The sequence below is a fragment of the Herbiconiux sp. genome, from assembly GCF_004297105.1.
GTDB lineage: Bacteria > Actinomycetota > Actinomycetes > Actinomycetales > Microbacteriaceae > Herbiconiux.
In genome coordinates, this window is record NZ_SCVE01000002.1 from 1 (window position 1) to 26,260 (window position 26,260).

The 26,260-nt window shown below is 70.5% G+C and carries 22 protein-coding genes; 13 read left to right on the forward strand and 9 right to left on the reverse strand.

The features are described 5' to 3' along the window. Nucleotides 1-294: 294 nt before the first annotated feature. Nucleotides 295-2,811: a phosphatidylglycerol lysyltransferase domain-containing protein gene (locus EPO52_RS00655; RefSeq protein ID WP_290800577.1), complete on the reverse strand. Its 2,517-nt coding sequence runs from the start codon at nt 2,809-2,811 to the stop codon at nt 295-297. Nucleotides 2,812-2,856: 45 nt separating this feature from the next. Here EPO52_RS00655 and EPO52_RS00660 point away from each other — a divergent pair, with 45 nt between their 5' ends. Next, nucleotides 2,857-3,093: an acyl-CoA carboxylase epsilon subunit gene (locus EPO52_RS00660; RefSeq protein WP_290800581.1), complete on the forward strand. Its 237-nt coding sequence runs from the start codon at nt 2,857-2,859 to the stop codon at nt 3,091-3,093. A 268-nt stretch (nt 3,094-3,361) separates the two neighbouring features. Here the strand turns inward: EPO52_RS00660 and EPO52_RS00665 are convergent, their stop codons facing one another. From EPO52_RS00665 to EPO52_RS00680, 4 genes are all read right to left on the reverse strand, one after another. Then, entirely contained in the window at nt 3,362-4,393 is a 1,032-nt protein-coding gene (locus tag EPO52_RS00665; protein WP_290800584.1) for a hypothetical protein, read from the reverse strand. Continuing rightward, nucleotides 4,390-5,607 (reverse strand): ATP-binding protein, encoded by a 1,218-nt coding sequence (locus EPO52_RS00670; RefSeq protein ID WP_290800587.1) that lies wholly within the window; start codon nt 5,605-5,607, stop codon nt 4,390-4,392. The genes EPO52_RS00665 and EPO52_RS00670 overlap by 4 nt, the downstream gene beginning before the upstream one ends. Further along, on the reverse strand, nt 5,597-6,244 hold the full coding sequence (locus tag EPO52_RS00675; RefSeq protein ID WP_290800770.1) for a response regulator transcription factor: 648 nt from the start codon (nt 6,242-6,244) through the stop codon (nt 5,597-5,599). The genes EPO52_RS00670 and EPO52_RS00675 overlap by 11 nt, the downstream gene beginning before the upstream one ends. A 174-nt stretch (nt 6,245-6,418) precedes the next feature. Continuing rightward, a complete protein-coding gene (locus EPO52_RS00680) occupies nt 6,419-7,810 on the reverse strand; it encodes a class I SAM-dependent RNA methyltransferase (protein WP_290800772.1) in 1,392 nt (463 codons plus the stop codon). A 40-nt stretch (nt 7,811-7,850) separates the two neighbouring features. Between EPO52_RS00680 and EPO52_RS00685 the strand changes: the two genes are divergently transcribed. The 3 genes from EPO52_RS00685 to EPO52_RS00695 all read left to right on the forward strand — a co-directional run bounded on the left by EPO52_RS00685 (nt 7,851) and on the right by EPO52_RS00695 (nt 11,794). After that, nucleotides 7,851-8,558 carry a Maf family protein gene (locus EPO52_RS00685; protein WP_290800589.1) on the forward strand — a complete coding sequence of 236 codons (708 nt, stop codon included), beginning with the start codon at nt 7,851-7,853 and terminating at the stop codon, nt 8,556-8,558. Nucleotides 8,559-8,840: 282 nt separating this feature from the next. After that, a complete protein-coding gene (locus EPO52_RS00690) occupies nt 8,841-10,625 on the forward strand; it encodes a biotin carboxylase N-terminal domain-containing protein (protein ID WP_290800591.1) in 1,785 nt (594 codons plus the stop codon). Between the two features lie 173 nt (nt 10,626-10,798). Further along, nucleotides 10,799-11,794, forward strand: a complete 996-nt coding sequence (locus tag EPO52_RS00695; RefSeq protein WP_290800594.1) for a Gfo/Idh/MocA family oxidoreductase — start codon at nt 10,799-10,801, stop codon at nt 11,792-11,794. Nucleotides 11,795-11,804: 10 nt separating this feature from the next. Here EPO52_RS00695 and EPO52_RS00700 read toward each other — a convergent pair whose 3' ends face one another. Beyond that, entirely contained in the window at nt 11,805-12,737 is a 933-nt protein-coding gene (locus EPO52_RS00700; protein WP_290800596.1) for an SDR family NAD(P)-dependent oxidoreductase, read from the reverse strand. 77 nt (nt 12,738-12,814) lie between these two features. Here EPO52_RS00700 and EPO52_RS00705 point away from each other — a divergent pair, with 77 nt between their 5' ends. Beyond that, nucleotides 12,815-13,351, forward strand: coding sequence for a helix-turn-helix domain-containing protein (locus EPO52_RS00705; protein WP_290800598.1), 537 nt, complete (start codon nt 12,815-12,817; stop codon nt 13,349-13,351). Nucleotides 13,352-13,398: 47 nt separating this feature from the next. On the opposite strand, the gene EPO52_RS00710 is transcribed toward EPO52_RS00705, so the two are convergent. Further along, entirely contained in the window at nt 13,399-14,835 is a 1,437-nt protein-coding gene (locus EPO52_RS00710) for an NAD(P)H-quinone dehydrogenase (protein WP_290800601.1), read from the reverse strand. Between the two features lie 61 nt (nt 14,836-14,896). Here EPO52_RS00710 and EPO52_RS00715 point away from each other — a divergent pair, with 61 nt between their 5' ends. The 3 genes from EPO52_RS00715 (at nt 14,897) to EPO52_RS00725 (ending at nt 18,404) form a co-directional block, all read left to right on the forward strand. Beyond that, nucleotides 14,897-15,730, forward strand: a complete 834-nt coding sequence (locus tag EPO52_RS00715) for a purine-nucleoside phosphorylase (protein WP_290800603.1) — start codon at nt 14,897-14,899, stop codon at nt 15,728-15,730. Between the two features lie 10 nt (nt 15,731-15,740). Then, nucleotides 15,741-17,564, forward strand: coding sequence for a phospho-sugar mutase (locus tag EPO52_RS00720; protein WP_290800605.1), 1,824 nt, complete (start codon nt 15,741-15,743; stop codon nt 17,562-17,564). 69 nt (nt 17,565-17,633) lie between these two features. Next, nucleotides 17,634-18,404: an SDR family oxidoreductase gene (locus EPO52_RS00725; protein WP_290800607.1), complete on the forward strand. Its 771-nt coding sequence runs from the start codon at nt 17,634-17,636 to the stop codon at nt 18,402-18,404. 196 nt (nt 18,405-18,600) lie between these two features. On the opposite strand, the gene EPO52_RS00730 is transcribed toward EPO52_RS00725, so the two are convergent. Then, nucleotides 18,601-19,359: a DeoR/GlpR family DNA-binding transcription regulator gene (locus EPO52_RS00730; protein WP_290800609.1), complete on the reverse strand. Its 759-nt coding sequence runs from the start codon at nt 19,357-19,359 to the stop codon at nt 18,601-18,603. Nucleotides 19,360-19,523: 164 nt separating this feature from the next. On the opposite strand from EPO52_RS00730, the gene EPO52_RS00735 reads away from it, so the two are divergent. The 4 genes from EPO52_RS00735 to EPO52_RS00750 all read left to right on the forward strand — a co-directional run bounded on the left by EPO52_RS00735 (nt 19,524) and on the right by EPO52_RS00750 (nt 23,594). Beyond that, a complete protein-coding gene (locus tag EPO52_RS00735; protein ID WP_290800610.1) occupies nt 19,524-21,113 on the forward strand; it encodes an FGGY-family carbohydrate kinase in 1,590 nt (529 codons plus the stop codon). Continuing rightward, nucleotides 21,110-21,952 carry a class II aldolase/adducin family protein gene (locus tag EPO52_RS00740; protein ID WP_290800612.1) on the forward strand — a complete coding sequence of 281 codons (843 nt, stop codon included), beginning with the start codon at nt 21,110-21,112 and terminating at the stop codon, nt 21,950-21,952. Before EPO52_RS00735 ends, EPO52_RS00740 begins: the two co-directional genes overlap by 4 nt. 55 nt (nt 21,953-22,007) lie before the next feature. Next, nucleotides 22,008-22,736 carry an SDR family oxidoreductase gene (locus tag EPO52_RS00745; RefSeq protein ID WP_290800614.1) on the forward strand — a complete coding sequence of 243 codons (729 nt, stop codon included), beginning with the start codon at nt 22,008-22,010 and terminating at the stop codon, nt 22,734-22,736. An 81-nt stretch (nt 22,737-22,817) separates the two neighbouring features. Then, nucleotides 22,818-23,594, forward strand: coding sequence for a DeoR/GlpR family DNA-binding transcription regulator (locus EPO52_RS00750; RefSeq protein ID WP_290800615.1), 777 nt, complete (start codon nt 22,818-22,820; stop codon nt 23,592-23,594). A 444-nt stretch (nt 23,595-24,038) separates the two neighbouring features. Here EPO52_RS00750 and EPO52_RS00755 read toward each other — a convergent pair whose 3' ends face one another. Beyond that, the gene (locus EPO52_RS00755; protein WP_290800617.1) at nt 24,039-25,256 is read right to left on the reverse strand and encodes a PfkB family carbohydrate kinase; all 1,218 of its coding nucleotides are present in this window, start codon (nt 25,254-25,256) and stop codon (nt 24,039-24,041) included. 89 nt (nt 25,257-25,345) lie between these two features. Between EPO52_RS00755 and EPO52_RS00760 the strand changes: the two genes are divergently transcribed. Continuing rightward, complete coding sequence (locus tag EPO52_RS00760) at nt 25,346-26,185, forward strand: class II fructose-bisphosphate aldolase (protein WP_290800619.1); 840 nt, start codon at nt 25,346-25,348, stop codon at nt 26,183-26,185. Nucleotides 26,186-26,260 lie beyond the last annotated feature (75 nt).

A 26,260-nucleotide genomic window follows, 5' to 3' on the forward strand; every position in this document is an offset into this window, starting at 1 on the left:
GCCGCGCGCTGGAGCTGGGGGCGACGATCCGGTGGATCGTCGCTGCGACGCCAGCGCCGAGCGAGCTGCGCTCGCTCGGTTTCAGAGGGAGGCACGCGAACATGTCGCGTCGCGCCGGGCAGGGACCGGCGCGACCCGCAGACGGCTGCGCCGCGCACGCGGCACAGCCGCCTGCGGCAGCCAGCACAGCACGACCCCATCCAGCCTCAGCATTCGCGCCACACCAACGGCGCCCCGGCTCTCCCGGCCGGCACCCGCAAATAGCAGACCCCCTCCCGGCCGGGCACCGCCCCGCTAGCGCCGCGGGGCCAAGGTGCGCACGAGCGCCAGGGTCTCGCGGGCCGACATCGATGGGAGGTAGGCCTTGCCGATGGCCGTGCCGATCGCCGGGAGGCCGAGCGGGTCGGGATACGCCATGTAGATCGTGGAGTAGGTCGGGTTGAACTTCGCCTTGAACTTGAACAGCGACGAGAAGCCGTACGCCGGCTCCAGCGTGCGCGCGAGAAAGTCGGCGAGCTCCGTCATCACTGTGGGAGCGGGCGGCTCCTCCCCCTTCGGCACCGGCGCCGTGGCGAGCGGCGCACCCGAGAGCGAGAGCACCTCGACGCCGAGATCCTTCATGTGCAGTGCCGACGACGCGATCAGGTACTCCATGACCCCGGGCATCGAGCCATCCGCCCGGCGCATGAAGTCGAGCGTGTAGCCGACAGCCACGCCGTCGCGGTACATCGGCAGCCAGCTGGTGACCGCCGCGATACGCCCTTCGGCATCGATGGCGAGCATGAGCGCGACATCCGGGTCTTTGATCTCCTCGAGCGCGCCGAGGGTGAAGCCCATCTCGGGCAGTTCCTTCTCCGAGACCCAGGCCTCGGAGATGGCGTTGATCTGCGCGATCATCGTGCGGGACAGCTCGTCGTAGGTGGTCCAGCGGGTGGTCATGCCCTCCCGCACGCCCTTGTTGAGCGACGACCGCACGTTCTGCCACGCCTTGCCCGCCATCTCGAGCGACTGAGGGTGCATGAGCGTCTCCTCGCCCACCGACATGTACTGCCAGCCCATCTCGTCGAACACCGGCAGGAACTGCTCGTGCACGCTGTAGAACACGGGCACCCAGCTGCGGGCGTCGCAGAACGCGGCGAAGGCACGCACCGTCTCCGCCTCGCGCCCCGGGAGGCACACGGGGTCGGACATCGTGATCGCCACTCCGTTGATCACCCGGTAGGCCACGCCCGCATCGCCGTTCTCGCTGAACCAGTAGACGTTGCCGGGCCAGGTGTCCATCCAGCCGAGCGTGCCTCCGCCGCCGCGACGGAGCAGAGCGCGGATGCGCTGGTGGTCTCCCACGGCCACGGTCTGATCGATCGCCGAGATGCGCTGGAACGCCGCCACGGTGAACACCGCCCAGAACACCGGGCCGATCCATTGGAAGAGGAACGAGGCGATCCCCGGCGCCGGGATCAGCACGTCGCCCGTGACCCCCACCAGCGTCACCGGAAGGAAACGACGCGGCAGATCCAGCACCAGGTCGACCACGGTGGTACCCGCGGGCGTGAAGGTGTCGAGCACGAACGACGAGACCACGACGTAGAGGAACGAGAGCACCACGAACGTGCCGGCCACCACGACCCAGAACCGCACGACCGCCTCCCGCGGGGCGCGGATGGAGAACCGCCGCCGGTTGACGAACAGCAGGATGGCGACGGCGAGCGGCACCAGCACCGTGGATCCGCCCCAGACGATGTACTCGCCGATGTCGATGGCCTGCAGGTCTGCCTCGCCGGCGTCCGAGAGCGTGGCGAACGAGAACACGAGGCCGAAGAACACGAAGGCCAGCAGGATCTGCGCGAGGTTGGTGATGATGCCGAGCCAGAGCGCGAACCAGCGGCCGCGGCGGAGGCCCCAGACCGCGACCAGCAGGAGGGCGAGAGGGGCGAAGGTGAGCACGACAGGACCGAAACCGCCGAGCTCGGAGAGCTTCTGCATGTCGCCGCACAGGGTGGACGTGCTGCCGGCACACAGGTCGGCGATGTCGGACGCACTCGGGAAGATGTCGCCGTAGAGGCTGCCCGCCAGCCCGAACGCGCCGCTGTTGTCGGGGTTGACGAGCGAGACCAGAGGCCCGATGGCCGTGATGAGCACGATGGTGGCGATGAGCACGCGCGCCTCCTGGAACGAGCTCTTCAGCCAGACGAAGCGGGAGCGCCGGCCCGCGAGGAAGTGGCCGATCACGAGCCCCGACAGCCCGGCGATGAGCCGGTAGACGGTGGAGGTGTCACCGTCGTAGAGCGCGAACATGATGAGGAAGCCGAAGGTCACCAGGCGAACCCGGCGTCGCCACAGCGGCCCCATGAAGGCACTCGCGGTGAGCAGCGATCCCACGATCGGGGTGAGCGGATCCATCGTGAGGTCGTAGCTCGTGCCGTCGGCCCACCACTCGCCGGCGAGTGAACCCACCCACTGCACGAGCACGCCGAGACCCACACCGACGAGGCCGGTGACGAAGAACACGGGCACGAGCCGCCGCCACCCCATCAGGCGCTCGGCGACTCCGAGCAGCACCAGGGAGCCCAGGATGCCCCACACCAGCTGGAACGGGTCCCACGGGATGAACAGCGCCGTCACGATCGTCCACCAGTGCCCCATGTCGATCACCGTGGTGACACCGGCGGCCCAGGCGTGCTGGGTGGTCTCCGAGGGAGGGCCGAAGAAGGTGCCCACCGTCAGCGAGGTGGCGAGGATGACCACGGCGAAGCCGATGCTCAGGGGCACCGTACGGAAGTACCTTCCGGCGAATACGAGCGCTTTCCTCATCCTGTTCCCCCTGATGCGTGTGGCTTCCACTGTATTCTCGTCGATGTGAACGAATCGACTGACAGCGCCGCATCCGAACCCGCCATCCGCGTGGTGACCCGAGGCCTGTCGGCGGAGGAGATCGCCGCCGTCTCCGTCGTGGTCGACGCCGCGGTCGAGGCCGAGCTCGACGAGCTGCACTCCGAGGTGCACATCGAGCCGTCCGCCTGGGAGCGGAGCCAGCGATCGCTGCGCACTCCGCTGCAGCCGGGCGCAGGCGCCTGGCGCTCCTTCTCCGCCTGAGTGGGGGCACCGGGCGATTCGGCCTGAACGAACTGTGTGAGCATCCTGAGAGCGCTCGCGAAAATGTCCACCTAAATGCCTACTGTGCCCTTGCGCACGAGCCGCCAAGATCGTTATTGCTAGGTGTGTCTCCTCGTGAAACACACCGCCGGATGCGGGTCGACTAGGGTAAGCGGGCTCGCATTCCGGGGGCGAGTCAGGGCGATATTCGGGTTATCGCCCTGACTCGAAAGCCTCCTCCTCGAAAGCGTCCCCCTCGAGGCCTCGGTCACTCCGGCATCGTGCTGCGGGGAACCTCCAGCCACAGTTCGAGCTGAGCCTCCCTGTCGTCGGCTTCCGCGTCGTCGACCGAGTCGGATGCCGGGTCCCTCAGCCCCACGATGGTCACCGCCACATCGGCATCGTGCTGCGCCGTGCGCACCACCACGCGGTCGGCCGTCGTCTCCCCGATCTGCTGGGCGATCACGGCCGTGACCCGCGCGTGCTGGTCGCGGTCGAGGTCGTCGATGCCACCGTCGTCGAGCAAGGTGATCTCCACTCCGCGCCGCCGCGCCGCGAGCACCTCCCGTCGCACCCGGTCGTCGAGCAGCCTCCGGCCGCGGATCTCGTCGCGCATCGCCGCCTCGAGGTACAGGCACTCGGCCCGGGCGGCCTCGTCGAGCCGGCCGTCGCTCGTGACGATCTGCCGGAGCATCGGCGCCACCTGTCTGTTCATCTGCGCCAGCCGCACCCGGCGTTCGTAGAACTCCGCCTCCTCCTGGGCCTGCCATTCCGCGGCGCGCTGCTCGGCCTGAACGAAGAGCCGCGCATCCCGCGACGACCGCACGATCGCCAGGGTGGTGGCCTGCGCCACTCCCACCCAGACGGGGCCGCCGATGGCGCCGAGAGCCGGTAGTTCGAGCGGGTCGCGCGACCAGACGAGCACGGCGACGAGCATCAAGCCGATTCCGGCCCAGGCGAACCACGGCCGCTGGCGCACGACGGTGATGGTCATCAGGGTTCCGATGGCGCCGATGATCCACGTGGCGTAGCCGTTCTCGTCCTGGGGGTCGAGCTGGGTGAACACGAGCACGAGGCTCATCGCCGTGACACCGAGATTCGTGGCGGCGAGGCCGATGGGCATCCGCACCTCGCTCGAGGGGGTGAGGCTCAGCGCGGTGGCCGCGCCGTAGAGCGCCATGGCCACGAGCACGGGGCCCACCGAGTCGGGCAGCTCGATCGCGTAGAGGCCGAGCACCACGTGGAAGGCCGAGAAGATGGCGGCGAGGCCGACGAGCAGCACCCGGGGGACGGAGATCACGCGAAGCCCCCCGCACCCTCGCCGGGCGTCCACTCGATGACGACCGAGGTACCATGCCCGGGCTCGGAGGTGATCTCGGCCACCCCACCCACCGAGTCGACGCGCTCACGGATCGAGATGCGCAGCCCGAGCCGGTCGGCCGGCACGTCGTCGACCGCGAAGCCCGCGCCGGAATCGGCGATGACCACGCTGAAGCCGGCCTCGCCCCAGCTCGTCACCCCGATCGATCGCTCGGCCCCGTCGCCGGCGTGCTGCACGCTGTTCACCACGGCCTGCACGGTGGCGGAGTAGACGCCCTCGATCACCCGTCCGGGCACGAGCGTGGCGAGGTCGCCCTCGGCGACGAAACGGATGTCGGCCGCCAAGGTCTCGGCCAGCGCTCTGGCCCGGTCGGCGAGCACCGAGAGGGGCCGTTCGACCGCCGCATCCGTCTCGACGTCGGCGCTCTGCAGGGCCACGAGTGCACGCTCGGCCATCTGCACGACTCGGGCGCGATCGTCGGCGCTCGAGGAGCGGGCGGCCGCGAGCAGGGTGGAGAGGACTCGATCGTGGATGACCGTGTCGACCCGGGTGCGCTCCGTCTCGGCCGCGTGCTCGGTGGCCGCCTCGGCGTAGCGGCGTGCGGCGGTGGCCTGCGCCTCGTCGACGCGCGAGGCTGCGGTGCGGAGCGCGGTGATGACGATCACCACGAACGACCCGAGCACCAGGGCGTAGATCGCATCGAGCACCGCCAGCAGCCACGGCGCCCCGCCGCCCGCTGGCAGCACGCGCAGCACCGCGAACACGGCGGGCACGGCCACCGTGTAGATGGCCGCCCCGACCGTGGGGAACGAGAGTCCGGCGGCGGCGATGGCCACGATCACGATGTACCAGAGCCAGGGCTTCTGGCCGAGCGCCGCATCCGGGCTCTTCACCGCCAGGGGCCAGAGCACGAGCAGCACGGCGAACACGATCGCGATCGTGGCCATGGACGCGCGGATGCCCCGCTCGATCAGCGAGCAGACGAGAGCCAGAGCGATCGAGCCGAACAGCGCGATCGACACCCCCCAGGCCCACTCGGGCTTCAGGGTGTCGGCGGAGGCCTGCAGGGTGGGGATGGAGAGCAGGGCGAAGACGAAGCCGAACAGGCCCTCGAGCCGGGCGAGCGTGAGGTCGATCCGCGCCCGGCTGAGCACCGCCGGCGGCGGGCTGGCCACCCCCTGGCTAGTCGACATTCCCGGTCTCGTCGAAGGCGAGGATGCCGTCTTCGACGGCGCGTCGCAGCAGCTCCACCTTCGACCGCGCAGGCCGCCCCACCTCGACGTACTTCGCGCGGATGCGGTCGAGGTACTCCTTGGCCGTGGAGGTCTTGATGCCGAGCTTCAAGGCCACCTGCGAGAGAGGCAGGCCCGACGCGTAGAGGTGCAGCACATCGCGTTCGCGCTGGGCGAGCTGCGCCTTGCCGAACTCGCGGTCGGCGTCGATGGCGCTCGCCCACTCGAGGTTGTTCAGCACGTCGCCGCGCGCCACGGCGGCGATCGCGGCCACCACCGCGCTCGTCGCGGCCGACTTGGGGATGACGCCCGCCGCGCCGGCGGCGAGCGCCTCGCGCACGAGGCCCACCCGATCGGCGATGCTGTGCACCAGCACGGCCGCACCGATGGAGAGGGCGTGCTGCACGTTCTCGGTGACGGTGAAGCCGTCGCCGAGACTGAGGTCGAGCACCACGACGTCGCAGCCGGAGCCCGCGAGGGCGACCCACAGCTCGCTCACCGACGCACTGGTGGCCACCACCTCGAATCCGGCGTCCTGACAGGCGGCACGGATGCCGAGTCGCACCGACTCGTGGTCGTCGACGATCGCGACGCGCACCGTCGCCTGCCCGGTGGGCCCGGTCGCAGCCGTCGCCGACGTCGCGGCATCGTCGGCCGCAGCGGATGCGCCGCTCGCCCCGCGCGCCGGATCATCGTTGTCGTCGTGCACGTCGTTCACCCCTCGCCACCGCTCGATTCATCCTACGGCCGTCGAATTGCGGCGCCGCAGCGCTCAGGATCGCACGAGCACGCCGACGGTCTCCACGTGGTGGGTGTGCGGGAAGAGGTCGTAGGCGCGCACCGCGTCGAGCTCGTAGCCCTGCCCACGGAAGAGGGCGACATCCCGCGCGAACGCCACAGGATCGCACGCGACGTACACGACCTGGGCCACGCCGAGGCGGGTGAGCGAACCCACCACCGCCTTGCCGGCGCCCGAGCGCGGCGGGTCGATCACCATGGTGGCCGCGGAGAGCCGGTGCCGTTCCTCGGTGGAGGCCTGCTTCTCGAGGTCGGCGAGGTAGCGGTCGACCCGCGCCGTGACGGCGCGGGCGCCCATCCACTCGGCGAGGTTCTCGGCCGCGAAGTCGGTGGCCGTGGGGTCGCTCTCCACGCTCGTGACGCGGGTGGCGGGGCCGAAGCGGTCGCCGAGAGCCGCCGCGAGCAGGCCGACACCCCCGTAGAGGTCGTGGTTGGCCGCCCGCGGGTCGAAGAGGTCGTCGCGGGTGAGCTGCCGAACGGCGTCGCTCAGCGTGCGCGCGGCGTCGCGATGCACCTGCCAGAAGCCGTTCTCGGCGAGCCGGAACTCGCGGTCGCCCACGCGCTCGACGATGGTGGCGGGCTTCTCGCGGGCCGGGGCGGCGGAGGCGCTGCCGGCTCCGGCTCCGGCTCCGGCTCCTCTCTGCCCTCGAGGACCCTTCCGCGCGGCGCCCCGGCCGCGGCGCCCTCCCGTCTTCGAGAGCTCTTCGGCGATCCGGCTCACACGCACCTCGCCCGAGGAGGTCTCCACGAACTCGACCGCGACCGCGTCGTCGACGCGGCGGCCGAGAGCGGCCGCCTCCTCGATCGCGGCCGTCGCGAGCGGGAGGTCGTCGATCGGCACCACGGTGTGGGATCGCGAGGCGTAGGGGCCGACGCGGCCGTCGGGGCCGACGTGCAGCCGCATCCGGGTGCGCCAGCGGAGCCCGTCGGCGGTGCCGGCCGCATCCTCGGTGCCGCCCTCTGCGGGGTCGCCGATCGCCTGCACCTCGACGACGCGATCGATCCCACCCATGCGGCGCAGCGCATCCGTCAGCACCTCGCCCTTGAGCGCGCGCTGGCGGGGCAGGGCGATGTGGCCGAACTCCGCGCCGCCGGCGCGCAGGTCGGGGTCGCGCTCGATCGAGGCGGCCGACCACACGTGCGGCACCCGGTCGGCGGATGCCCGCAGCACCTCCACCGTGTCGGCCCGCCAATACGAGGCGGCGGCCTCCTTCTCGGGGTCGGAGACGAGGCGTGCCGCCACCGTCTCGCCGGGAATGGCATCGGTCACGAACACCACACGGCCGTCGAGCCGCGCCACCGCCACTCCGCCGTGGGCTACGGTGTCGATGTCGAGCTCGACGAGTGCGTTCGGGTCGTCAGTCATCATCCGAGCATCCCATAGCTCCCCGTGCAAAGGTGGATCCGTGCGCCTCTATCTCGCTTCGACATCGCCCGCACGCCTCGCGCTGCTCCGGCAGATCGGAATCGAGCCGGTGGTGCTGCCGTCGGAGGTGGATGAAGACGCGGCCGTCGAGAGGGCGGTCGCTGCGCGGGCTGCGGCCGGGATCGGCCCGCTCACCGCCGACGACATGGTTCAGCTGCTCGCCGAGGCGAAGGCGGAGGCGGTGTGCACGGCGCTCGGCACGGGCGCGCTCGACGATGCTCTCGCCGCCCAGGACGCCGCAGGGCCCGTCGACGGCTTCATCCTCGGCGGCGACTCCGCCTTCGAGCTCGACGGCGTGGCCTACGGCAAGCCGCACCTGCCCGAGGTCGCGCGCGAACGGTGGCGGGCACAGCGCGGTCTCACCGGGGTGCTGCACTCCGGCCACTGGCTGATCGATCATCGCGGCGGGATGCGGCGGGGCGCTTCGGGCCGCACCGATCACGCCGAACTCACCTTCGCCGACGACATCACCGACGACGAGATCGACGCGTACGTGGCATCCGGAGAGCCGCTGCTCGTGGCGGGCGCCTTCACGATCGACGGGCTCGCGGCACCGTTCATCCGCACCATCACCGGGGCGCCGTCGGCCGTGATCGGCATGTCGCTGCCGGTGCTGCGCGAGCTGCTCGACGGCTTCGGGGTCTCGTGGACGTCGCTCTGGGGCCCGGCGGACGCATCCCGCCCCTGACGCCGCATCGGGTTGCCACAAGTTGTGGCAACCGACTCCGGGTTGCCACAAGTTGTGGCAACCCGCTCTGGGCCGACACGAGTCAGGCTCACCGACCTGCCGCAAGATGTTGCCTGGGCACGCGAGGTGCCACAACTTGTGGCAAGTCGAGAGCTCGTCGGGCGGCCGACACAGGGTGCCGGGCCCGAGGGCCGCTGTTGTAGAGACCCTGAGCGCCGAAGCCGGCATTTTTGTGACTACATGCCAAATCGGGGATGCGCGCCGCCCGTAAGCTAGGGGATTATGCCGCGAATCACCAAGGTGCTCATTGCCAACAGAGGCGAAATCGCCGTACGAGTCATCCGGGCGGCCCGCGACAGCGGCATCGCCTCCGTGGCCGTCTACGCCGACCAAGACCGGGATGCGCTGCACGTGCAGCTGGCCGACGAGGCCTACGCGCTCGACGGCAGCACCAGCGCCGAGACCTACCTCGTGATCGAGAAGATCCTCTCCGTGGCCCGCCGCTCCGGCGCCGACGCCGTGCACCCGGGCTACGGCTTCCTCGCCGAGAACGCCGACTTCGCGCGCGCCGTGATCGACGCCGGCCTCACCTGGATCGGCCCGTCACCGGATGCCATCGAGAAGCTCGGCGACAAGGTCTCCGCCCGGCACGTGGCAGAGAAGGTCGGCGCCCCGCTCGCCCCCGGCACAATCGACCCCGTCTCGGGCGCCGACGAGGTGCTCGACTTCGTGGCCATCCACGGCCTGCCCGTCGCCATCAAGGCGGCGTTCGGCGGCGGCGGGCGCGGCCTGAAGGTCGCCCGCACCGTCGAAGAGGTGCCCGAGCTCTTCGATTCGGCCACCCGTGAGGCCATCGCGGCCTTCGGCCGCGGCGAGTGCTTCGTGGAGAAGTACCTCGACCAGCCCCGCCACGTCGAGACCCAGTGCCTCGCCGATGCCTACGGGAACGTCGTCGTGGTCTCCACCCGCGACTGCTCGCTGCAGCGCCGGCACCAGAAGCTCGTGGAGGAGGCACCCGCGCCGTACCTCTCGAAGGAGCAGAACGACCTCCTCTACTCCGCCTCGAAGGCCATCCTCAAGGAGGTCGGCTACGTCGGCGCCGGCACCTGCGAGTTCCTGATCGGCAAAGACGGCACCGTCTCGTTCCTCGAGGTGAACACGCGACTGCAGGTGGAGCATCCGGTCTCCGAGGAGGTCACCGGTATCGACCTCGTCCGCGAGCAGTTCCGGCTCGCCGAAGGCGGCGTGCTCGACTACGCCGACCCCGTGCCGCACGGCCACTCCTTCGAGTTCCGCATCAACGGCGAAGACCCGGGCCGCGGCTTCCTGCCCTCTCCCGGGCCGGTGCACGTGTTCAAGCCCGCGGGCGGCCCCGGCGTGCGCGTCGACTCCGGCGTGCAGTCGGGCGACGTGATCTCCGGTTCGTTCGATTCCCTGCTCGCCAAGCTCATCGTCACCGGTGCCACCCGCGAAGACGCTCTGGAGCGCGCCCGCCGTGCCCTCGACGAGTTCGAGGTGGCCGGGCTGCCGACCGTTCTGCCCTTCCACCGCGACGTGGTGCGCAACGAGGCGTTCGCGCCCGCCGACGGTGAGCCGTTCCGGGTCTACACCCGCTGGATCGAGACCGACTACGTCAACCCGGCCGAGCCGTGGAGCGGATCGCTCGAAGACGCCGCTCCCGAGGCCGAACGACGCACCGTGATCGTGGAGGTCGACGGCAAGCGCGTGGAGGTCGCTCTGCCGGCGAAGCTCGTGGCCGCCGGAGCCCGCTCCTCGGCCGCATCCGGTGGCCGCACCTCGGGCGTCGCCCCGAAGCGCCGCGGCGCGGCCGCCGGTGTCTCGAGCGCCACCGGCGACTCGGTCAAGGCCCCGATGCAGGCCACGGTCGTGAAGATCGCGGTGGCCGACGGCGACCAGGTGGTGAAGGGCGACCTCGTGCTCGTGCTCGAGGCCATGAAGATGGAGCAGCCCATCACTGCCCATAAAGACGGCACCGTCGCGAACATCGCGGCGGTCGTGGGTTCCACGGTCTCGTCGGGCCACGTGCTGTTGTCCATTGCCGGTTAGGCCGTGCTGCGCGCGGCCCAACCGGGTCTTGCCGGTCCCTGCCCGGCGAGACGCGACATGTTCGCGTGCCGTCGCTTACGCGGCGGCGCGCTCACCCTGGGTCGTCGAGTACGGCCCCCGGATTTCATTGGCGGCGCAGTGACATGTCGCTGACGACGAGAAAGGCGGCTGGCGTGCGGCTCGGAATGATCGGGGCCGGGTTCCACACGAGCACGAACATCGCGCCGGCGCTGCAGCTGGCGGGAATCCCTCTTGCCGCGCTGGCCACCCGCGACAGGGCGCGCTCGCGCGAGGCGCTGACCCGCTTCGGTCAGGCCGGCGGCATCCCCTACGGCTCGGCGGCCGAGTTGCTCGCCGACGACTCGCTCGACGGCGTGATCGTGGTCGCCCAGCCCGGTGACCAGCTTCAGCTCACCCTGGACGCCCTCGCGGCGGGCAAGCACGTGTTCGTCGACAAGCCGCTCGGCTGGAACGCCCAGGAGGCGGCAGCCGTGGCCGATGCGGCGGATGCAGCGGGCCGCGACGTGATGGTGGGGTTCATGAAGCGGTACGCCCCGGTGTACCTGCGGCTGCGGGAGCTCATCGAGTCGGGCGACCTCGGCACGATCCGCTCGTCCTCCCTGCGCTTCGGCTGCGACAGCACGCCGTTCTGCGCCGATGACGAGCAGTTCGTGAAGCTCGCCGCCATCCACATGGTCGACCTCGTGCGGTTCCTCTTCGGCGAGGTCGTGACCGTCTCGGCGCTCAGCACCGGTCACGGCTCGCACGTCGCCCTCTCGATCCTGCTCGGCTTCGAGTCGGGCGCGGCGGGAACCCTCGACCTCACCGGCCTGCCGAGCCGCTCGAGCGAGACCGAGAGCCTCGTGGTGACGGGCGACCTCGGCTATGCCACCACGTCCGAGTCGGCAGCCCTCTCGGTGCACCTGGCGCCGGCCCCGGATGCGACATCCGCCCCGTCCTGGAAGACGCTCACCGAGTCGACCACCACGTTCACCCCGGCCGAGAGCGCCATGTCGGGCGCCGGGCGCGACCTCCACCTGCGCGGATTCGTGGGGGAACTCGAGGCCTTCGTCGCGTGCATCGCCGCCGGCACCGCCCCGACCAGCTCGGCCCACGACAACGTGGCCACGATGGCGCTCATCGACCGCATCCTCGCGGTCCGGGCCTAGCAGGGGTCGTCTAGTCCCCTCCTGAGCGGGTCGCTCGGTCACTCAGGTGCAGCGTGACGTGAGTCAGTTCTTCCGACTGGGACCAGAGGCGATCGGCCACGTGCCTCGGGGGTGCCAGGGTGCGGCCGAGAGGCTTCACGAGAACCGGCGGGCCGCCGATCGACCCGGAAGGTGCGAAGAACTGCCCGCCCGTCGCTTGCGGGTCGACGGCGGCACGGACGACCGACCAGGCGCTCGACTCCTTGCTCTGCCCGACAACCCCCCAGAGCGGTTCGTCTCGGCGCCGAGACCGTGCGATGCCCGGTCGCGCGGGAGTGCGGGAGTCCACGGACATGCCCGGCCTCGTCATGATTGAGGCGGTCGTGCTCCCGGACGCACGAAGTCGTCGGTCGAGCTCGAATCCGAACACCTCGATCGCCGTCTTCGAGCGCGTGTACTCGACGTTGGCCTGGCGGGGCGCAGCGGTGAGATCTCCGACGTCGACCCGTGCAAGGCGCACCAGACCGCTCGAGGCGTGGATGATCCGGCCCGGGTGCGCTCCGCTCAGCACACCGGCCACGAGAGCGAAGTTGCCGAGATAGCTGCCCATCATCATCGGGAACCCGTCTTCGGTGACGTCCTCCCTGCCGGGCTTCGACATCACCCCCGCATTGAGGATGAGGCCATGGATGTGCGGGAGAGCTGCGAGTTCTGCTGCGGCATCGCGCACCGAGGCCAGAGAGGTGAGGTCGAACTGCACGAAGCCGAGAGAGGCCTCGCCGACCTCGGCGCGAATAGCCTCGTGGGCCTTCGCGACTCTCTGCTCGTTGCGAGAAGCGATCACGACGTGAGCGCCCGCTCGCGCGAGCTGCTCCGCCGCGAAGTAGCCGATGCCCGTATTCCCGCCGGTGACGACGAATGTCTTCCCGGTCTGGTCCGGCAGTTCAAGGGGGTTCCAGGTCATGCTGCAGCTCCTAAATGGATGAACTATCCAGATGAACATAGCACTAAACGGATAAACAATCCGATAAGGTTGCGGATATGACCATCAGGGCTGACGCTCTCCGCAGTCGGGAACGGATTCTGGCTGCCGCACGCGACCACCCGCGGGGCGGCGACGTGCGCCTGAACGATCTGGCTCGCGAGGCCGGAGTCGGGGTCGGCACGGTCTACCGGCACTTTCCCACGCAGCAGGCGCTCACCGAAGCGCTATCGATGGGTACCCTGGCACGGATGCTCGCGGCTGCTCGCGCGGCACTGTCGGAGCCCGAGGCATCCGTCGCGTTCACGGGTCTCGTCACAGAGGCACTCGAACTCCAGCTCAGCGACGGCGGGCTCCAAGCCGTGCTGATGTCGCCCGATGGGGAGTCGGCCGAGGTACGCGAGACGAAGCAGGAGATCTACGCCGCGTTCAGCGCAGTGCTCCAGCGAGCGCAGGCCGAGAAGGCTGTGCGGCCTGAGGTGAACGTCATCGATATCCAGCACCTCATCTGCGGGCTCGAGCACTCGGTGCGACTTGGCGATGAGGGCTCTCGCGACCTGTACACCGCGGTGATCCTTGCGGGCCTCCGCTGCTAGGACCGAGGCCTACCACCAACTGAACACGGCACGTGTCGACCGCACGGTCACAGCACGATGTGCATCGCGCGGGCCGCATCCGAGATCGAACCGGACAGGCTCGGGTAGACCGTGAACGCGCGGGAGACCTGGTCGACCGTGAGCCGGTGCTCCACCGCCAGGGCGATGGGGAAGATGAGCTCGGAGGCGTTCGGCGCCACCACGACGCCGCCGATCACCGTGCCGGAGCCGGTGCGGGCGAACAGCTTCACGAAGCCGTCTTTGATGCCCATCATCTTCGCGCGCGGGTTCGACGAGAGCGGCAGCTTGTAGATGTCTCCCTGGGCGATGCCCTCCTCGATCTGCCGCTGGGTCCAGCCCACGGTGGCGATCTGGGGCTGCGTGAAGATGTTGGAGGCGACGTTGCGCAGCTCCGTGGGCGACACCGCGTCGCCCATGGCGTGGAACATCGCCGTGCGACCCTGCATCGACGCCACCGACGCGAGCGGCAGGAAGGTGGTGCAGTCGCCGGCCGCGTAGATGTTCGGCGCACTCGTGCGCGCCACCCGGTTCACCCGGATGTGACCCGAGTCGGAGAGCTGGATGCCCGCCTCCTCGAGACCGATGCCCTTGGTGTTCGGGATCGAGCCCACCGCCATGAGGCAGTGCGACCCCTCCACCGTCGTGCCGTCGGAGAGTGTGGCCACCACGCCGTCGGCCGTGCGCTCCACCCGGTCGGCGCGCGACTTCGACAGCACGGTCATGCCGTTGCGCTTGAAGACGTTCTCGATCACGGCCGCCGCATCCGCGTCTTCGCCCGGAAGGACCTGGTCGCGCGACGAGATCAGTGTGACCTTCGAGCCGAGCGCCGTGTACGCCGAGGCGAACTCGGCGCCGGTGACACCCGACCCCACCACGATGAGGTGCTCGGGAACGGATTGCAGGGTGTAGAGCTGCGTCCAGGTGAAGATGCGCTCGCCATCCGGAACCGCCGACGGCAGGATGCGCGGCGAGGCGCCGACCGACACCACGATCGTGTCGGCGTCGACCTGGTCGAAGTCGGTGCCCCCCGGCCCCGAGGTGGTGGAGACGATCACGGAATCGGGCCCGTCGAGCCGCCCGTGCCCCGAGATGATCTTCACACCCGCCCGGATGAGGCTCGCCCGCATGTCTTCGGACTGCTGCCGGGCCAGGCCCAGCAGCCGCTTGTTGACCTGCGCGAGGTTCACGGCGACCTCGGGCCGGATCGGCCGTCCGGCGTCGTTGCGAGTGAAGAACTGCACGCCCAGGTCGGCGGCCTCGCCGATGGCGTTGGTGGCCTCGGCGACGGCGATGAGGGTCTTGGAGGGGACGACATCCGTGATCACGGCCGAGCCGCCCACGCCCACCTGTTCGATGAGCGTCACCTCCGCGCCGAGCTGCGCACCGGCGATCGCGGCCTCGTAGCCCCCTGGCCCTCCACCGACGACGGCGACCCTCTGCTTGCGCTCGAACTCATTGGCCATGCCGCCATTCTCCCGTAGCGCCGGGGCGGCGCCAAACCAATGGAGTGAATAGAGTGGATGAATGGCTGCACCCTCCTCGAACCCGCTCGACCTGCCCGACACCGATCCCTTCGAGGTGGCCCGCGACGCCGCCGCGCAGATCGCCGACCTCACGGGCGTCGCCCAGCACGACATCGCGCTCACCCTGGGCAGCGGCTGGGGCAAGGCCGCCGACCTGATCGGCGAGACCGTGGCGAACATCCCCGCCACCGACGTCGTCGGATTCGGGATGCCCGCGGTGCCCGGCCACGTCGGAACGCTGCGCTCGATCCTCCTGCCGGATGGCCGGCACGCGCTCGTGATCGGCGCGCGCACCCACTACTACGAGGGCCACGGCGTGCGCCGCGTGGTGCACAGCGTGCGCACCGCCGCCGCCACCGGGGCGAAGGTGATGGTGCTCACGAACGGCGCCGGCGGAATCAAGGAACACTGGACCCCCGGCACCCCCGTGCTGATCAGCGACCACATCAACCTCACCGCCGACTCCCCGCTCGAGGGCGCGACCTTCATCGACCTCACCGACCTCTACTCGGCGCGGCTGCGCGCGCTCGCCCGCGAGGTCGACTCCTCGCTCGACGACGGCGTCTACGTGCAGTTCCGCGGCCCCCACTACGAGACCCCCGCCGAGGTGCAGATGGCGAAGGCCATCGGCGGCCACATCGTGGGCATGTCGACCGCACTCGAGGCGATCGCGGCGCGCGAGGCGGGCATGGAGATCATCGGCTTCTCGCTCATCACGAACCTCGCGGCCGGCATCCAGAAGACACCGCTCAGCCACGCCGAGGTGATCGAGGCCGGCAAGAACGCCGAGGCGGCCATCGGCGATCTGCTCGCACGGGTCGTCACCGCTCTCTGAGGTCACGGCGATGAGCGACACTGCTTCCTCCCCCGAGGCGTCCGGCCGAACCGGTGCGTCCGACACCGATGCCCTCAACGACGTCGAACGGCTCGTCGAGGAGGCCTCGGCGTGGATCGCCCAGGACCCCGACCCCGCGACCCGCGACGAGCTCGCCGCCCTGCTGCGCCGGGTCGGTTCGAACCAGCCCGACGCCGCCGACGACCTCCGGTCGCGCTTCGCCGGCCGACTGGAGTTCGGCACCGCCGGGCTCCGCGGCGAGATCGCGGCCGGCCCCAACCGCATGAACCGGGTGCTCGTGGGGCAGGCGGCCGCCGGCCTCGCGGCCTTCTTGCTCGAGCGCGCGCATCCGGGAACCGTGCCCTCGATCGTGATCGGGTACGACGGCCGCACCAACTCCCGGGTGTTCGCCACCGACACGGCCGAGATCATGGCGGGCGCCGGTGTGCGGGCCGTGCTTCTGCCGCGCCTGCTGCCCACTCCGCTCGTGGCCTTCGCCGTGCGTGATCTCGCTGTGTCGGCGGGGGTCATGGTGACGGCGTCGCACAATCCGCCTCGAGACAACGGCTACAAGGTGTACCTCGGGGGCGACGACGACGGATCTCAGATCGTGCCTCCCTCCGATGCGGAGATCGCGGCGCACATCCTGCAGGTGGCCGCCACGCAGAGCGTGCTCGAGCTGCCGCGGTCGCAGTCCTACGAGATCGCCGACGAGAGCGTGGTCGACCGCTACGTGGAGGCGACCGCGCGCGTGGCGCTCGATGATGGCGCGCTCCGCCGGGCGCGATCGGGCCGGGCTCCGGATGCACCACCGCTCTCCGTGGTCTACACCGCCCTGCACGGCGTGGGCTGGGAGACGTTCGCGCGGGTGATGGACCGCGCCGGATTCGCGCGGCCGCACCTCGTCGAAGCCCAGATCGAGCCGGATGCCGCCTTCCCCACGGTCGCCTTCCCCAACCCCGAGGAGCCCGGTGCCCTCGATCTCGCTTACGAGAGGGCTCGGGAGGTCGGTGCCGACCTGATCGTGGCGAACGATCCGGATGCCGACCGCCTGTCGATCGCCATCCCCGACCCGTCGTCGGCCACCGGCTACCGCCCTCTCACGGGCAACGAGGTGGGGGCGCTGCTCGGCTGGCGCGCGGCGGAGGCGGCCGCGGCGGCACCGATCGAGGCAGACGCCGATGCCGATCCGGATGCCGCCGGCCCCACCCTCGCCTGCTCCATCGTGTCATCTCCCGCCCTGCGTGAGGTCGCCGCGGAGTACGGCCTCGGCTTCGCCGAGACCCTCACGGGCTTCAAGTGGGTGTCGCGCACCCCCGGTCTCGTGTTCGGTTTCGAGGAGGCCCTCGGCTATCTGGTGAACCCCACGACCGTGCGCGACAAGGACGGCATCTCGGCCGCGGTGGCGCTGCTGTCGCTCGCGGAGGTGCTCGCCGCATCCGGCCGCACCGTCGCCGACCGTCTCGCGGAGTTCAGCGGACGCTTCGGCCATTACGCCTCGGCGCAGATCTCGCTGCGGGTCACCGACCTGAGCGAGATCGATCGGGTGATGTCGCTGCTGCGTGAGCATCCGCCGACCGACATCGGCGGCGTGCCCGTCGAGTCGATCGACGATCTGAGTGCGCCGAGCGACGAGTCGTCGGTGCCGCCGAGCGATGTGCTGCGCATCCTGCTCCCGGGGGCGCGCGTGATGGTGCGACCGAGCGGCACCGAGCCCAAGCTCAAGATCTACCTCGACGCCTGGAGCACCGACGGCGATCTCGTGGAGCGCCGGGAAGCCGCCGTCGAACTGCTGCAGCGACTCGAGGGCGGGATGCGCGACCGCATTTCCTGAATCAGGCCCGTACCCGCGCGCCCAACGGTATATTGTGGGATAACTCACACATTCGCACAGGGAGCAACAATGACGTTCGACGACCTCTCCGGCCGAGTCGCGGCCATCACCGGCGGCGCCAGGGGCCTCGGCTACTCCATCGCGGAAGCACTCGCCCGGGAGGGGTGCGCGATCGCCCTCTTCGACATCCTCCCCGACGTGGAGGAGTCGGCCGCCCGTCTCGCCGCGACCTACGGCGTGCCCACCTCGTGGGCGCACGTCGACGTCACCGACCAGGAGTCGGTGCAGGCCGCGTTCGACGGTGCGGCCGCGGCGCTCGGCACCCCACAGGTGCTCGTCACCGCCGCCGGCATCACGATCTGGAACGACAGCGTCGGCATCCCCGCAGCGGAGTGGCGCAAGGTGATGTCGGTGAACCTCGACGGCACGTTCTTCGCGGCCCAGTCGTTCGCGAAGGGGCTTCTCGCCGCCGGCGCGCCGGGCAGCGCGATCTTCATCTCGTCGATGTCGGGATCGATCGTGAACGTGCCGCAGAACCAGGCCTCGTACAACGCGTCGAAGGCCGCCGTCACCCAGCTCGCGAAGTCGCTGGCGGTGGAGTGGGCGCCGTCGTCGATCCGGGTGAACGCGATCGCGCCGGGCTACTTCCTCTCCGACATGACGCGCCAGTTCACCGAGGCGAACCCCGAGCTCGCAGCCGACTGGGTGGCGCGCATCCCCGCGGGCCGCATGGGCGAGCCCGCCGATCTGCACGGCCTCGTGACCTACCTGGCTTCGGATGCCTCCTCCTACGTCACCGCGCAGAACCTCGTGATCGACGGCGGCTACACCGCCATCTGACCGCCCTCCCCCTCCCCTCTCCCTCCCCACATCCGTCACTATTCGCGCGAAATGGGCGGGATTCGCGCAAAAAGTGACGGATCTCGCGATGGGAGGGCGCCAGATCCGTCACTATCTGCGCAGAATGGGCCAGATTCGCGCAAAAAGTGACGAACCTCGGGGGCGACGTGCGCTGGGTGACCGGGTGGTTGGGGATTTACAGGATGGTGGGGATCGCGTCGCGGTAGGCGTCGAGCCGCGCGTCGCCCGGATCGAGATCCGTGACCAGCACATCGAACGCCGTCAGCGGCAGAGAACGGAAGCGCGCCCGGGTCGAGAACTTGCTCGAGTCGACCGCGAGCACCACGGTCTCGGCCGCATCCGCCATCGCGCGCTTCACGGCGAGCTGCTCCAGCGTGAGCTCGCTCGTGCCGAACACGGGGTCGATGCTCATGGTCGAGAGGAACGCGACGTCGAGCGTGAACTGCTGCACCGACAGCACGGCGAGCGAGCCCACGAGGCTGAGGTTCTTCTCCTCGCGTTCGCCCCCGGTGAGATAGGCCTTGACGCCGTCGCGCCCGTGCAGCGACTGGAACGCGCTGAGGCCGTTCGTGACCACCGAGACCGGCGTGCCGCTCAGCGCATCGGCGAGCGCGTGCACCGTGGTGGAGGAGTCGAGGGCGATGGCCGAGTCGGCGCGGATGAGGGGCAGCAGCTTGTCGGCGATGGCCTTCTTGGGCCCCGCCTGCACGTACTGCCGCTCGGCGAAGTCGTCGCCGCCCCGGGCCACGAGCCCACCGCGTACCCGCCGGGCCACCCCGGAGAGCACGAGCGAGTCGAAGTCGCGGCGGATGGTCATCGGATGCACGCCCCACTCCTCGGCGGCATGGTTCAGCTGCAGCGCCCCCTCGCGCACCAGGCGCTCGGCCATCGCGGCGCGCCGCGCCTCGGAATCGAGGGTGCCGGTGAGGGCCACGGGACTCCCTTTCCTCCGTCGCTGCGCGAGCCGATGCGCGCGGGCATGCCGCTGATCGCTGCCGCCAGTGTACATGCGCCCCGGTCGCGTCGACTGCACGATAGCGCTATGTTTAACACGAAGTAACAGAGCTATGGTCTCCCGCACAAGGACGTGACAACACCGTGACCCTCCCCTCCTCGACGAGCACCCGCCCGGAGCCCTCCCGCCCGGCGAGCGCCTTCGCGGCCGTCGACCTCGGCGCGTCGAGTGGGCGCGTGATGCTCGGCACCCTCACGGCGACCGGCCTCGAGCTGAACGAGGTGCACCGTTTCCCCAACCGGCCCGTGACGACCGAGGGCGAGCTGTGCTGGGACGTCGACGCCCTCTTCGCCGAGACGCTGGAAGGCCTCGGCAGGGCCGTGGCACGATGCGAGGCGACCGGCGCGACTCTCTCGGGCATCGGCGTCGACTCCTGGGGCGTCGACTACGCGATCATCGACGAGGCAGGCGCCATCACCCGCCCGGTGCTGCACCACCGTGGTGCGCCCGATCCCGCTCCGTGGATCGCCGGCCGGCCGCTCGACGAGGCCGCGGTCTTCGCCCTCTCCGGCGTGCCCGACCAGGCCATCAACACGTCGCTCCGCTTGTCGGCCCAGAACGCGCGCGCCGCCTTCGCCGGCGAGCGCCTCCTCTTCATCCCCGACCTCTGGGTGTACCTCCTGACCGGTGTGCTGGGCACGGAGCCCACCATCGCCTCCACCAGCCAGCTGCTCGACGCCTCATCCGGCGACTGGTCCGAAGAGCTCGTGGCGCTGCACGGCCTCGACGGACTCACCCTGCCGCCCGTCCGCGCCCCGGGTTCGTTCGCGGGGCTGACCACCGAGGCCATCACGAGCCGCATCGGCTCCGCCACCGCAGTGCCGGTCTACCGGGTGGCCGGCCACGACACCGCAGGGGCGTTCGCGTTCGCGGAGCCCGTCGCCCCCGGCGACACCGGCACAGGTCTCGTGTCGAGCGGCACCTGGTCGCTCGTCGGCACGGCCGCCGCCGTTCCCGCACTCGGCCGCGACGCACTCGAGGCCGGCTTCACGAACGAGCGCGGCATCCGGGGCACGCTGCTGCTGCAGAACCTCAACGGCATGTGGATCCTGCATCAGTGCATGCAGGACTGGGAGACGGATGCGGCGGCCCCGGCCGCACCCCCGCTCGACGTGGCCGGGCTCGTGGCCGAGGCCGCACTCGTGCCGGCATCCGCCGCCGTGTTCGACGTCGCCGACGAGCGCCTGCTCGCCCCCGGCGGAATGGTGGAGCGCGTCGCCACCCTCGCGGAGGAGGCGGGCCGCGCCCGGCCCGAGACGCGTGCGGAGACCGTGCGGGCCGTGCTCGACAGCCTCGCAGCCGCCTATGCGCGTGGCGTGCAGCGCGCGGGCGAGCTCACGGGCGCACGGCTCACCGCCATCCGGATCGTGGGCGGCGGTTCGAAGAACGCCCTGCTCTGCCAGCTCACGGCCGACATCTCGGGGCTGCCCGTGACGGCGGGGCCCGCCGAGGCCTCGAGCATCGGCACGATCGCCGCGCAGATCGTGGCCTCCGGACTGCGCCGAGACCTCGCCGAGGTGTACACACAGGTCTCCGGCGACGGCGCCGGGACCACCGACTACCTGCCCGGCGGGGATCCGTTCCCTTCCTCCCCGGCCTCGAATCCCTCTGCTCCCACTGCTCCGGCGGAGGCCTCAGCCGCCGGGCCCCTCCCTCCGGAAGGCACGCCATGACGACGTCCCCCGAATCCACAACCCCCGCCTCCGCCTCCGCCACCGTCGGCGACCCGGCCTTCGCCGCGAGTCTCGCCGAGATCGTGCGCCTGTCGCGCGACGTCGGCGATCCCGCCAACGACCTCGTGATCCTCGCCGAGGGCAACACCTCGGTGCGCACCTCGGGCGGCCGGATGCTCGTGAAGGCCTCGGGTGCGAACCTCGCCACCGCGGTCGACGACGACTTCGTCGAGGTGGAGCTCGAGGCGCTGATGCACCTCGTCCGCGACGGATCCGGCGACGACGCCGACGTGGCCACCGGGCTCGCCGCGGCCACCACGTGGGGCACGAAGCGTCCCTCCGTCGAGTCGCTGCTGCACGCCGTGTGCCAGAGCATCCCCGCGGTCACGACGGTGATCCACACGCATCCGACGCCCGTCAATGCGCTGCTCTGCTCGCGCCAGGCGGAGGCGCTCGTGGCCGGCAGCCTGTTCCCCGACCAGATCGTGGTGCTGGGCCGGCACCAGTTGCTCGTGCCCTACGTCGACCCGGGCCTGCCGCTCGCCCACCACGTGCTCACCGAGATCGAGCGTTTCACGGCGGAGAACGGAACCCACCCGCGCGTGGTCTACCTGCGCAACCACGGCATGTTCGCTCTCGGCACCCGCAGCGACGAGGCGGTGCAGATCACCGCGATGGCCGTGAAGTCGGCGCGCGTGCTGCTCGGGGCACTCTCGGCGGGCGGCCCGGTGCACCTCGACCAGGCCAATGCCGACCGTATCGACACCAGGCCCGACGAGCTGCTGCGGCGCCGCCTGCTCGCCGAGGCGGCGGACGGCTCGACGCCCGCCGATCACTGACGCGCCCGCACCGTGCCAGGATGAACCCCACCCCAGAAGGAGAACAGGAACCACCGTGGACAGCCTCGTAGACAAGATCGCCGTCGTCACCGGCGCCAGCTCCGGCATCGGCCGCTCCTACGCCCGGGCGCTCGCGGATGCCGACGCGAACGTCGTGCTCGTCGGCCGCAACGCCGAGCGACTCGAGTCGGTGGCCGCCGGTCTTCCCACCGAGACCCTCACCCTCGCGGGCGATGTGGCCTCCGCCGAGTTCGATCACGACGTGATCGCCGCCACCATCGAGCGTTTCGGACGCATCGACATCCTGCTGTCGAACGCGGGTCTCTACGTACCGGGCGACTTCGCCGAGGCCGATCTCGGCGCGGTGCGGGAGCTGCTCTCGGTGAACGTGTTCGGCGCCATGGCCATCGTGCGCGAGGCGCTCCCCCACATGCTCGCGGCCGGCTCCGGTGACATCCTCATGACCAGTTCGGTCTCCGGCCACCAGGCCATCCACTGGGAGCCCGTGTACTCGGCGTCGAAGCATGCCATCCAGTCGTTCACCCACGGCGTGCGCCGCCAACTCGTGGGCACGGGCGTGCGTCTCGGCGAGATCGCCCCCGGTGTGGTGCTGAACGAGCTCTGGGGCATCGACGAGGAGGCGGATGACAGCACACCTCGCCTGGAGGACGCCACGGGCATCCGCTCCGACGACGTGGCCGAGGCCGTGCTCTTCATGCTCACCCGGCCACGGCATGTGAACATCCGCGACCTCGTCATCCTCCCCACCTCGCAGCAGATCTGAGCACCGGCGCGCGGGGCCTGCCGACCGGCCTGGGGTGCCCGGCGCATGCCGTTAGGGTGATCTGACGAGCCAGGAGGTGGAATGAGCGACGCGCGCACCCTGCACGCCGACGAGCGCTACCACGCCATCCTGGCGCGGCTGCGGGAAGCCGGCCGGGTGGATGCCGCCTCCCTCGCCGCCGAACTCGGCGTCACCGGCGAGACCCTGCGGCGCGACCTCATCCAGCTCGAGCGCCACGGCCGACTGCGCCGGGTGCACGGTGGAGCGGTGCCGCCCGAGTCGCTCGCGTTCGAGCCGGCGGTGGGCACCCGCACCGAGTTCGCCGCCGAGAAGACGCGGATCGCGCGAGCCGCCCTCGCCCACCTGCCCGAGCGCGGGGCCGTGCTGATCGATGCGGGGTCGACCACCGAGCGGATGGTGGAGCTCTTCCCTGCCGACAAGCAGCTCGCCGTCTTCACCAACACCCTGCCGATCGCGCTCGCGTTGCTCTCGCGGCCGATGCTCACCGTGCACACCCTCGGCGGACGGGTGCGCGACAACACCCTCGCCGAGGTCGACGAGTGGGCGCTTCGGGCGCTCCGGGAGACCAATGTCGACGTCGCCTTCCTCGGCGCCAACGCGATCAGCTTCGACCGCGGTCTGACCACGCCCGACCCCTCCGAGGCCGCGGTGAAACACGCCATGCTCGCATCGGCTCAGCGCCGCATCCTGCTCGCCGACCACAGCAAGTTCGGCCGGGTGAGCACGGTGCAGCACGCCGAGCTCACCGACCTCGACCTGATCATCACCGACACGGGCCTTTCGCCGGCGGATGCCGCGGCGATCGAGGCCCTGGGCATCGAGCTCGAGCTCGTCTGAGCCCGGTCCGGCTCCCGGCGCCGCCACCCAGTTGCCACGCCGTGTGGCTCCCGGACGCGACTTGCCACAACTTGTGGCAACCCCGCCAACCCCACCCACTCCCACCGAATCCAGTTGCCAGAAACCGTTGCTCCCAGACGCGACTTGCCACAACTTGTGGCAACCCCGCCAACCCACCCCACCCCCACCGAATCCAGTTGCCAAAAGCTGTGGCTCCCGGACGCGACTTGCCACAACTTGTGGCAACCCCGACAACCCCGCCACCCCCGCCAACTCCCGCCGAATCGAGTTGCCAGAAACCGTTGCTCCCAGATGCAACTTGCCACAACTTGTGGCAACCCCGACAACCCCACCAACCCAACACCCCCACCGGGTCGAGTTGCCAGAAACTGTGGCGGCCAGACGCGAGTTGCCACAACTTGTGGCAAGCTCGCGGAGGAACTCTCAGGCCAGGGGCTGGGAGGGCTCGCGGAGCGCTCGCTCGGCCGGAACGGCGGTGATCGTGGTCGCGGCGGTGGCTGCGGCATCCGGGATCGCGAAGTGCGTCGAGCGGGTACCCACCGCCGCTCCCGCCCAGGCGAGCGCCGTCGACAGGCAGCCGGCCACATCGAGACCGCGCGCACGGCCTCCGACGAACCCGGCGAGCAGCGCATCGCCCGCGCCGACCGTGTTCACCACCTCGACCGGTCCGCCCACGCCGTACAGCTCGTGCGCGGCATCGACGTACACGACCCCATCGGCGCCGAGGCTCGCCAACACCGCGCCGGCGCCCCGCGAGCGCAGCTCGTGAGCGGCCTCCACCACATCACCCACGGTCACCAGGCGGCGGCCCGTGAACTCGGCCAGCTCGTGCACGTTCGGCTTCACCAGCGAAGGGCCGGCCTCGAGTGCGAACGTGAACGACTCCCCCGAGGTGTCGACGGCGGTGAACAGGCCACGAGCGGATGCTTCGGCCACCAGGTCGCGGTAGTACGACGCCGGCATCCCGGGCGGGAGGCTGCCACAGCCGAGCACCGCATCGGCGACATCCGCGGCCGCGGTGTCTGTGCGTGCCACATCCGCAGCCGCATCCACACCCGCATCCGCATCCGCGCCCCCGGCACCCGCGCCCGCGGCACCCGCACCCGCGCCCGCAGCCCCCGCTCCCCCGGCACCCGCATCGGCGACATTCGCGGCCGCGGTGTCTGTGCGCGCCACATCCGCACCCGCATCCGCACCCTCGGTTCCCGCACCCGCGCCCCCCGTACCCGCACCCGCACCCGCAGCCCCCGCTCCCCCGGCCGGCAGGGCATCCGTCACCACCGCGGTGAACCGCTGCAGAGCGGATGCGTCGAGCACGGCTCCCGACTCGTTCACCTTGGTGCCCGCGCGCCCCGGAGTCACGAGCGTGATGTTCGTGCGCACCTCCGGCACCACCTCGGCCAGCCGGAACGGCACGCCGAGCCGCTCGAGCTCCGCCGCCAGGAAGGCGCCCGATGATCCGCCGCCGGGGAACACGGCGAGGGTCTGCACCCCGGCTGCGGCGAGCGCCACCGACACGTTGATGCCCTTGCCACTGGCCTCGCGCGTCGACTCCGCCGAGCGGTTCACGGCTTCCCACTCGAACGCCTCGAGCCGGATCGTCCAGTCGATGGCAGGCGCGGGTGTGACGGTGACGATCACGAGGACTCCGGATCCGGCCCGACGGATGCGCAGGCCACTTCAGTTGGAAACACTTGCAAGTATTTGCGATTGAGTGGATTTGTGTCAAGATGAACGGCGTGCCCGTAGCTCACAGCAGAACCGTCCTCGACCGCGCCGTCGCCGAATCGCGAGCCGTCGCCGCCTTCAACGTGATCACCCTCGAGCACGCCGAGGCCATCGTCGCCGGCGCCGAGAAGGCGGGCAGCCCCGTGATCCTGCAGCTGAGCGAGAATGCCATCCGCTTCCACGCCGGCCCCCGAGCGATCGCTGCCGCCATGGTGGCCGTGGCGCAGGACGCCTCGGTCGACGTCGTTCTGCACCTCGACCACATCACCGACCCCGAGCTGGCTCTCCGCACCGCCGAACTCGGCTTCTCCTCCGTGATGTTCGACGGCGCCATCCTGCCCTTCGACGAGAACGTCGCCGAGACCCGCCGCGTGGCCGAGTGGTGCCACGCGAACGACATCTGGATCGAGGCCGAGCTCGGCGAGGTGGGCGGAAAAGACGGTGCCCACGCACCGGGTGTGCGCACCGATCCGGCCGAGGCCGCCGAGTTCGTGGCGGCCACGGGCGTCGACGCGCTGGCCGTCGCGGTGGGTTCGTCGCACGCCATGACGGAGAAGAGTGCCGCCCTCGATCACGAGCTGATCGGGCGACTGCGCGCATCCGTCGGCCTTCCCCTCGTGCTGCACGGCTCGTCGGGCGTTCCCGACCACGAGCTCGCCGAGGCCGCACGCTCGGGCATGGTGAAGATCAACATCGGCACCGCCTTGAACGTGGCGTTCACCGGCGCCGTACGATCACGACTCGACACGGATGCGACCCTCGTCGACCCCCGCAGGTACATCTCTCCGGCCCGCGACGCGATGGCCGAGGTCGTGGGCCACGCCCTGAAGGTGCTCGCCTGACCCCACCGCACCACACTGGATGATCGGTGACGGTCTCCGGCAGGGACATGCGCCACTGCCCCGGGAGCCGTAGGT

What these genes read in the sequence shown, in the direction of transcription:
- EPO52_RS00760 (WP_290800619.1), top strand. Translation starts at nt 25,346, where the DNA reads ATGAACGGCGTGCCCGTAGCTCACAGCAGAACCGTCCTCGACCGCGCC.
- EPO52_RS00670 (WP_290800587.1), bottom strand. Translation starts at nt 5,607, where the DNA reads ATGTCGACTAGCCAGGGGGTGGCCAGCCCGCCGCCGGCGGTGCTCAGC.
- EPO52_RS00700 (WP_290800596.1), bottom strand. Translation starts at nt 12,737, where the DNA reads ATGACCTGGAACCCCCTTGAACTGCCGGACCAGACCGGGAAGACATTC.
- EPO52_RS00715 (WP_290800603.1), top strand. Translation starts at nt 14,897, where the DNA reads ATGGCTGCACCCTCCTCGAACCCGCTCGACCTGCCCGACACCGATCCC.
- EPO52_RS00725 (WP_290800607.1), top strand. Translation starts at nt 17,634, where the DNA reads ATGACGTTCGACGACCTCTCCGGCCGAGTCGCGGCCATCACCGGCGGC.
- EPO52_RS00705 (WP_290800598.1), top strand. Translation starts at nt 12,815, where the DNA reads ATGACCATCAGGGCTGACGCTCTCCGCAGTCGGGAACGGATTCTGGCT.
- EPO52_RS00655 (WP_290800577.1), bottom strand. Translation starts at nt 2,811, where the DNA reads ATGAGGAAAGCGCTCGTATTCGCCGGAAGGTACTTCCGTACGGTGCCC.
- EPO52_RS00710 (WP_290800601.1), bottom strand. Translation starts at nt 14,835, where the DNA reads ATGGCCAATGAGTTCGAGCGCAAGCAGAGGGTCGCCGTCGTCGGTGGA.
- EPO52_RS00690 (WP_290800591.1), top strand. Translation starts at nt 8,841, where the DNA reads ATGCCGCGAATCACCAAGGTGCTCATTGCCAACAGAGGCGAAATCGCC.
- EPO52_RS00720 (WP_290800605.1), top strand. Translation starts at nt 15,741, where the DNA reads ATGAGCGACACTGCTTCCTCCCCCGAGGCGTCCGGCCGAACCGGTGCG.
- EPO52_RS00750 (WP_290800615.1), top strand. Translation starts at nt 22,818, where the DNA reads ATGAGCGACGCGCGCACCCTGCACGCCGACGAGCGCTACCACGCCATC.
- EPO52_RS00740 (WP_290800612.1), top strand. Translation starts at nt 21,110, where the DNA reads ATGACGACGTCCCCCGAATCCACAACCCCCGCCTCCGCCTCCGCCACC.
- EPO52_RS00680 (WP_290800772.1), bottom strand. Translation starts at nt 7,810, where the DNA reads ATGACTGACGACCCGAACGCACTCGTCGAGCTCGACATCGACACCGTA.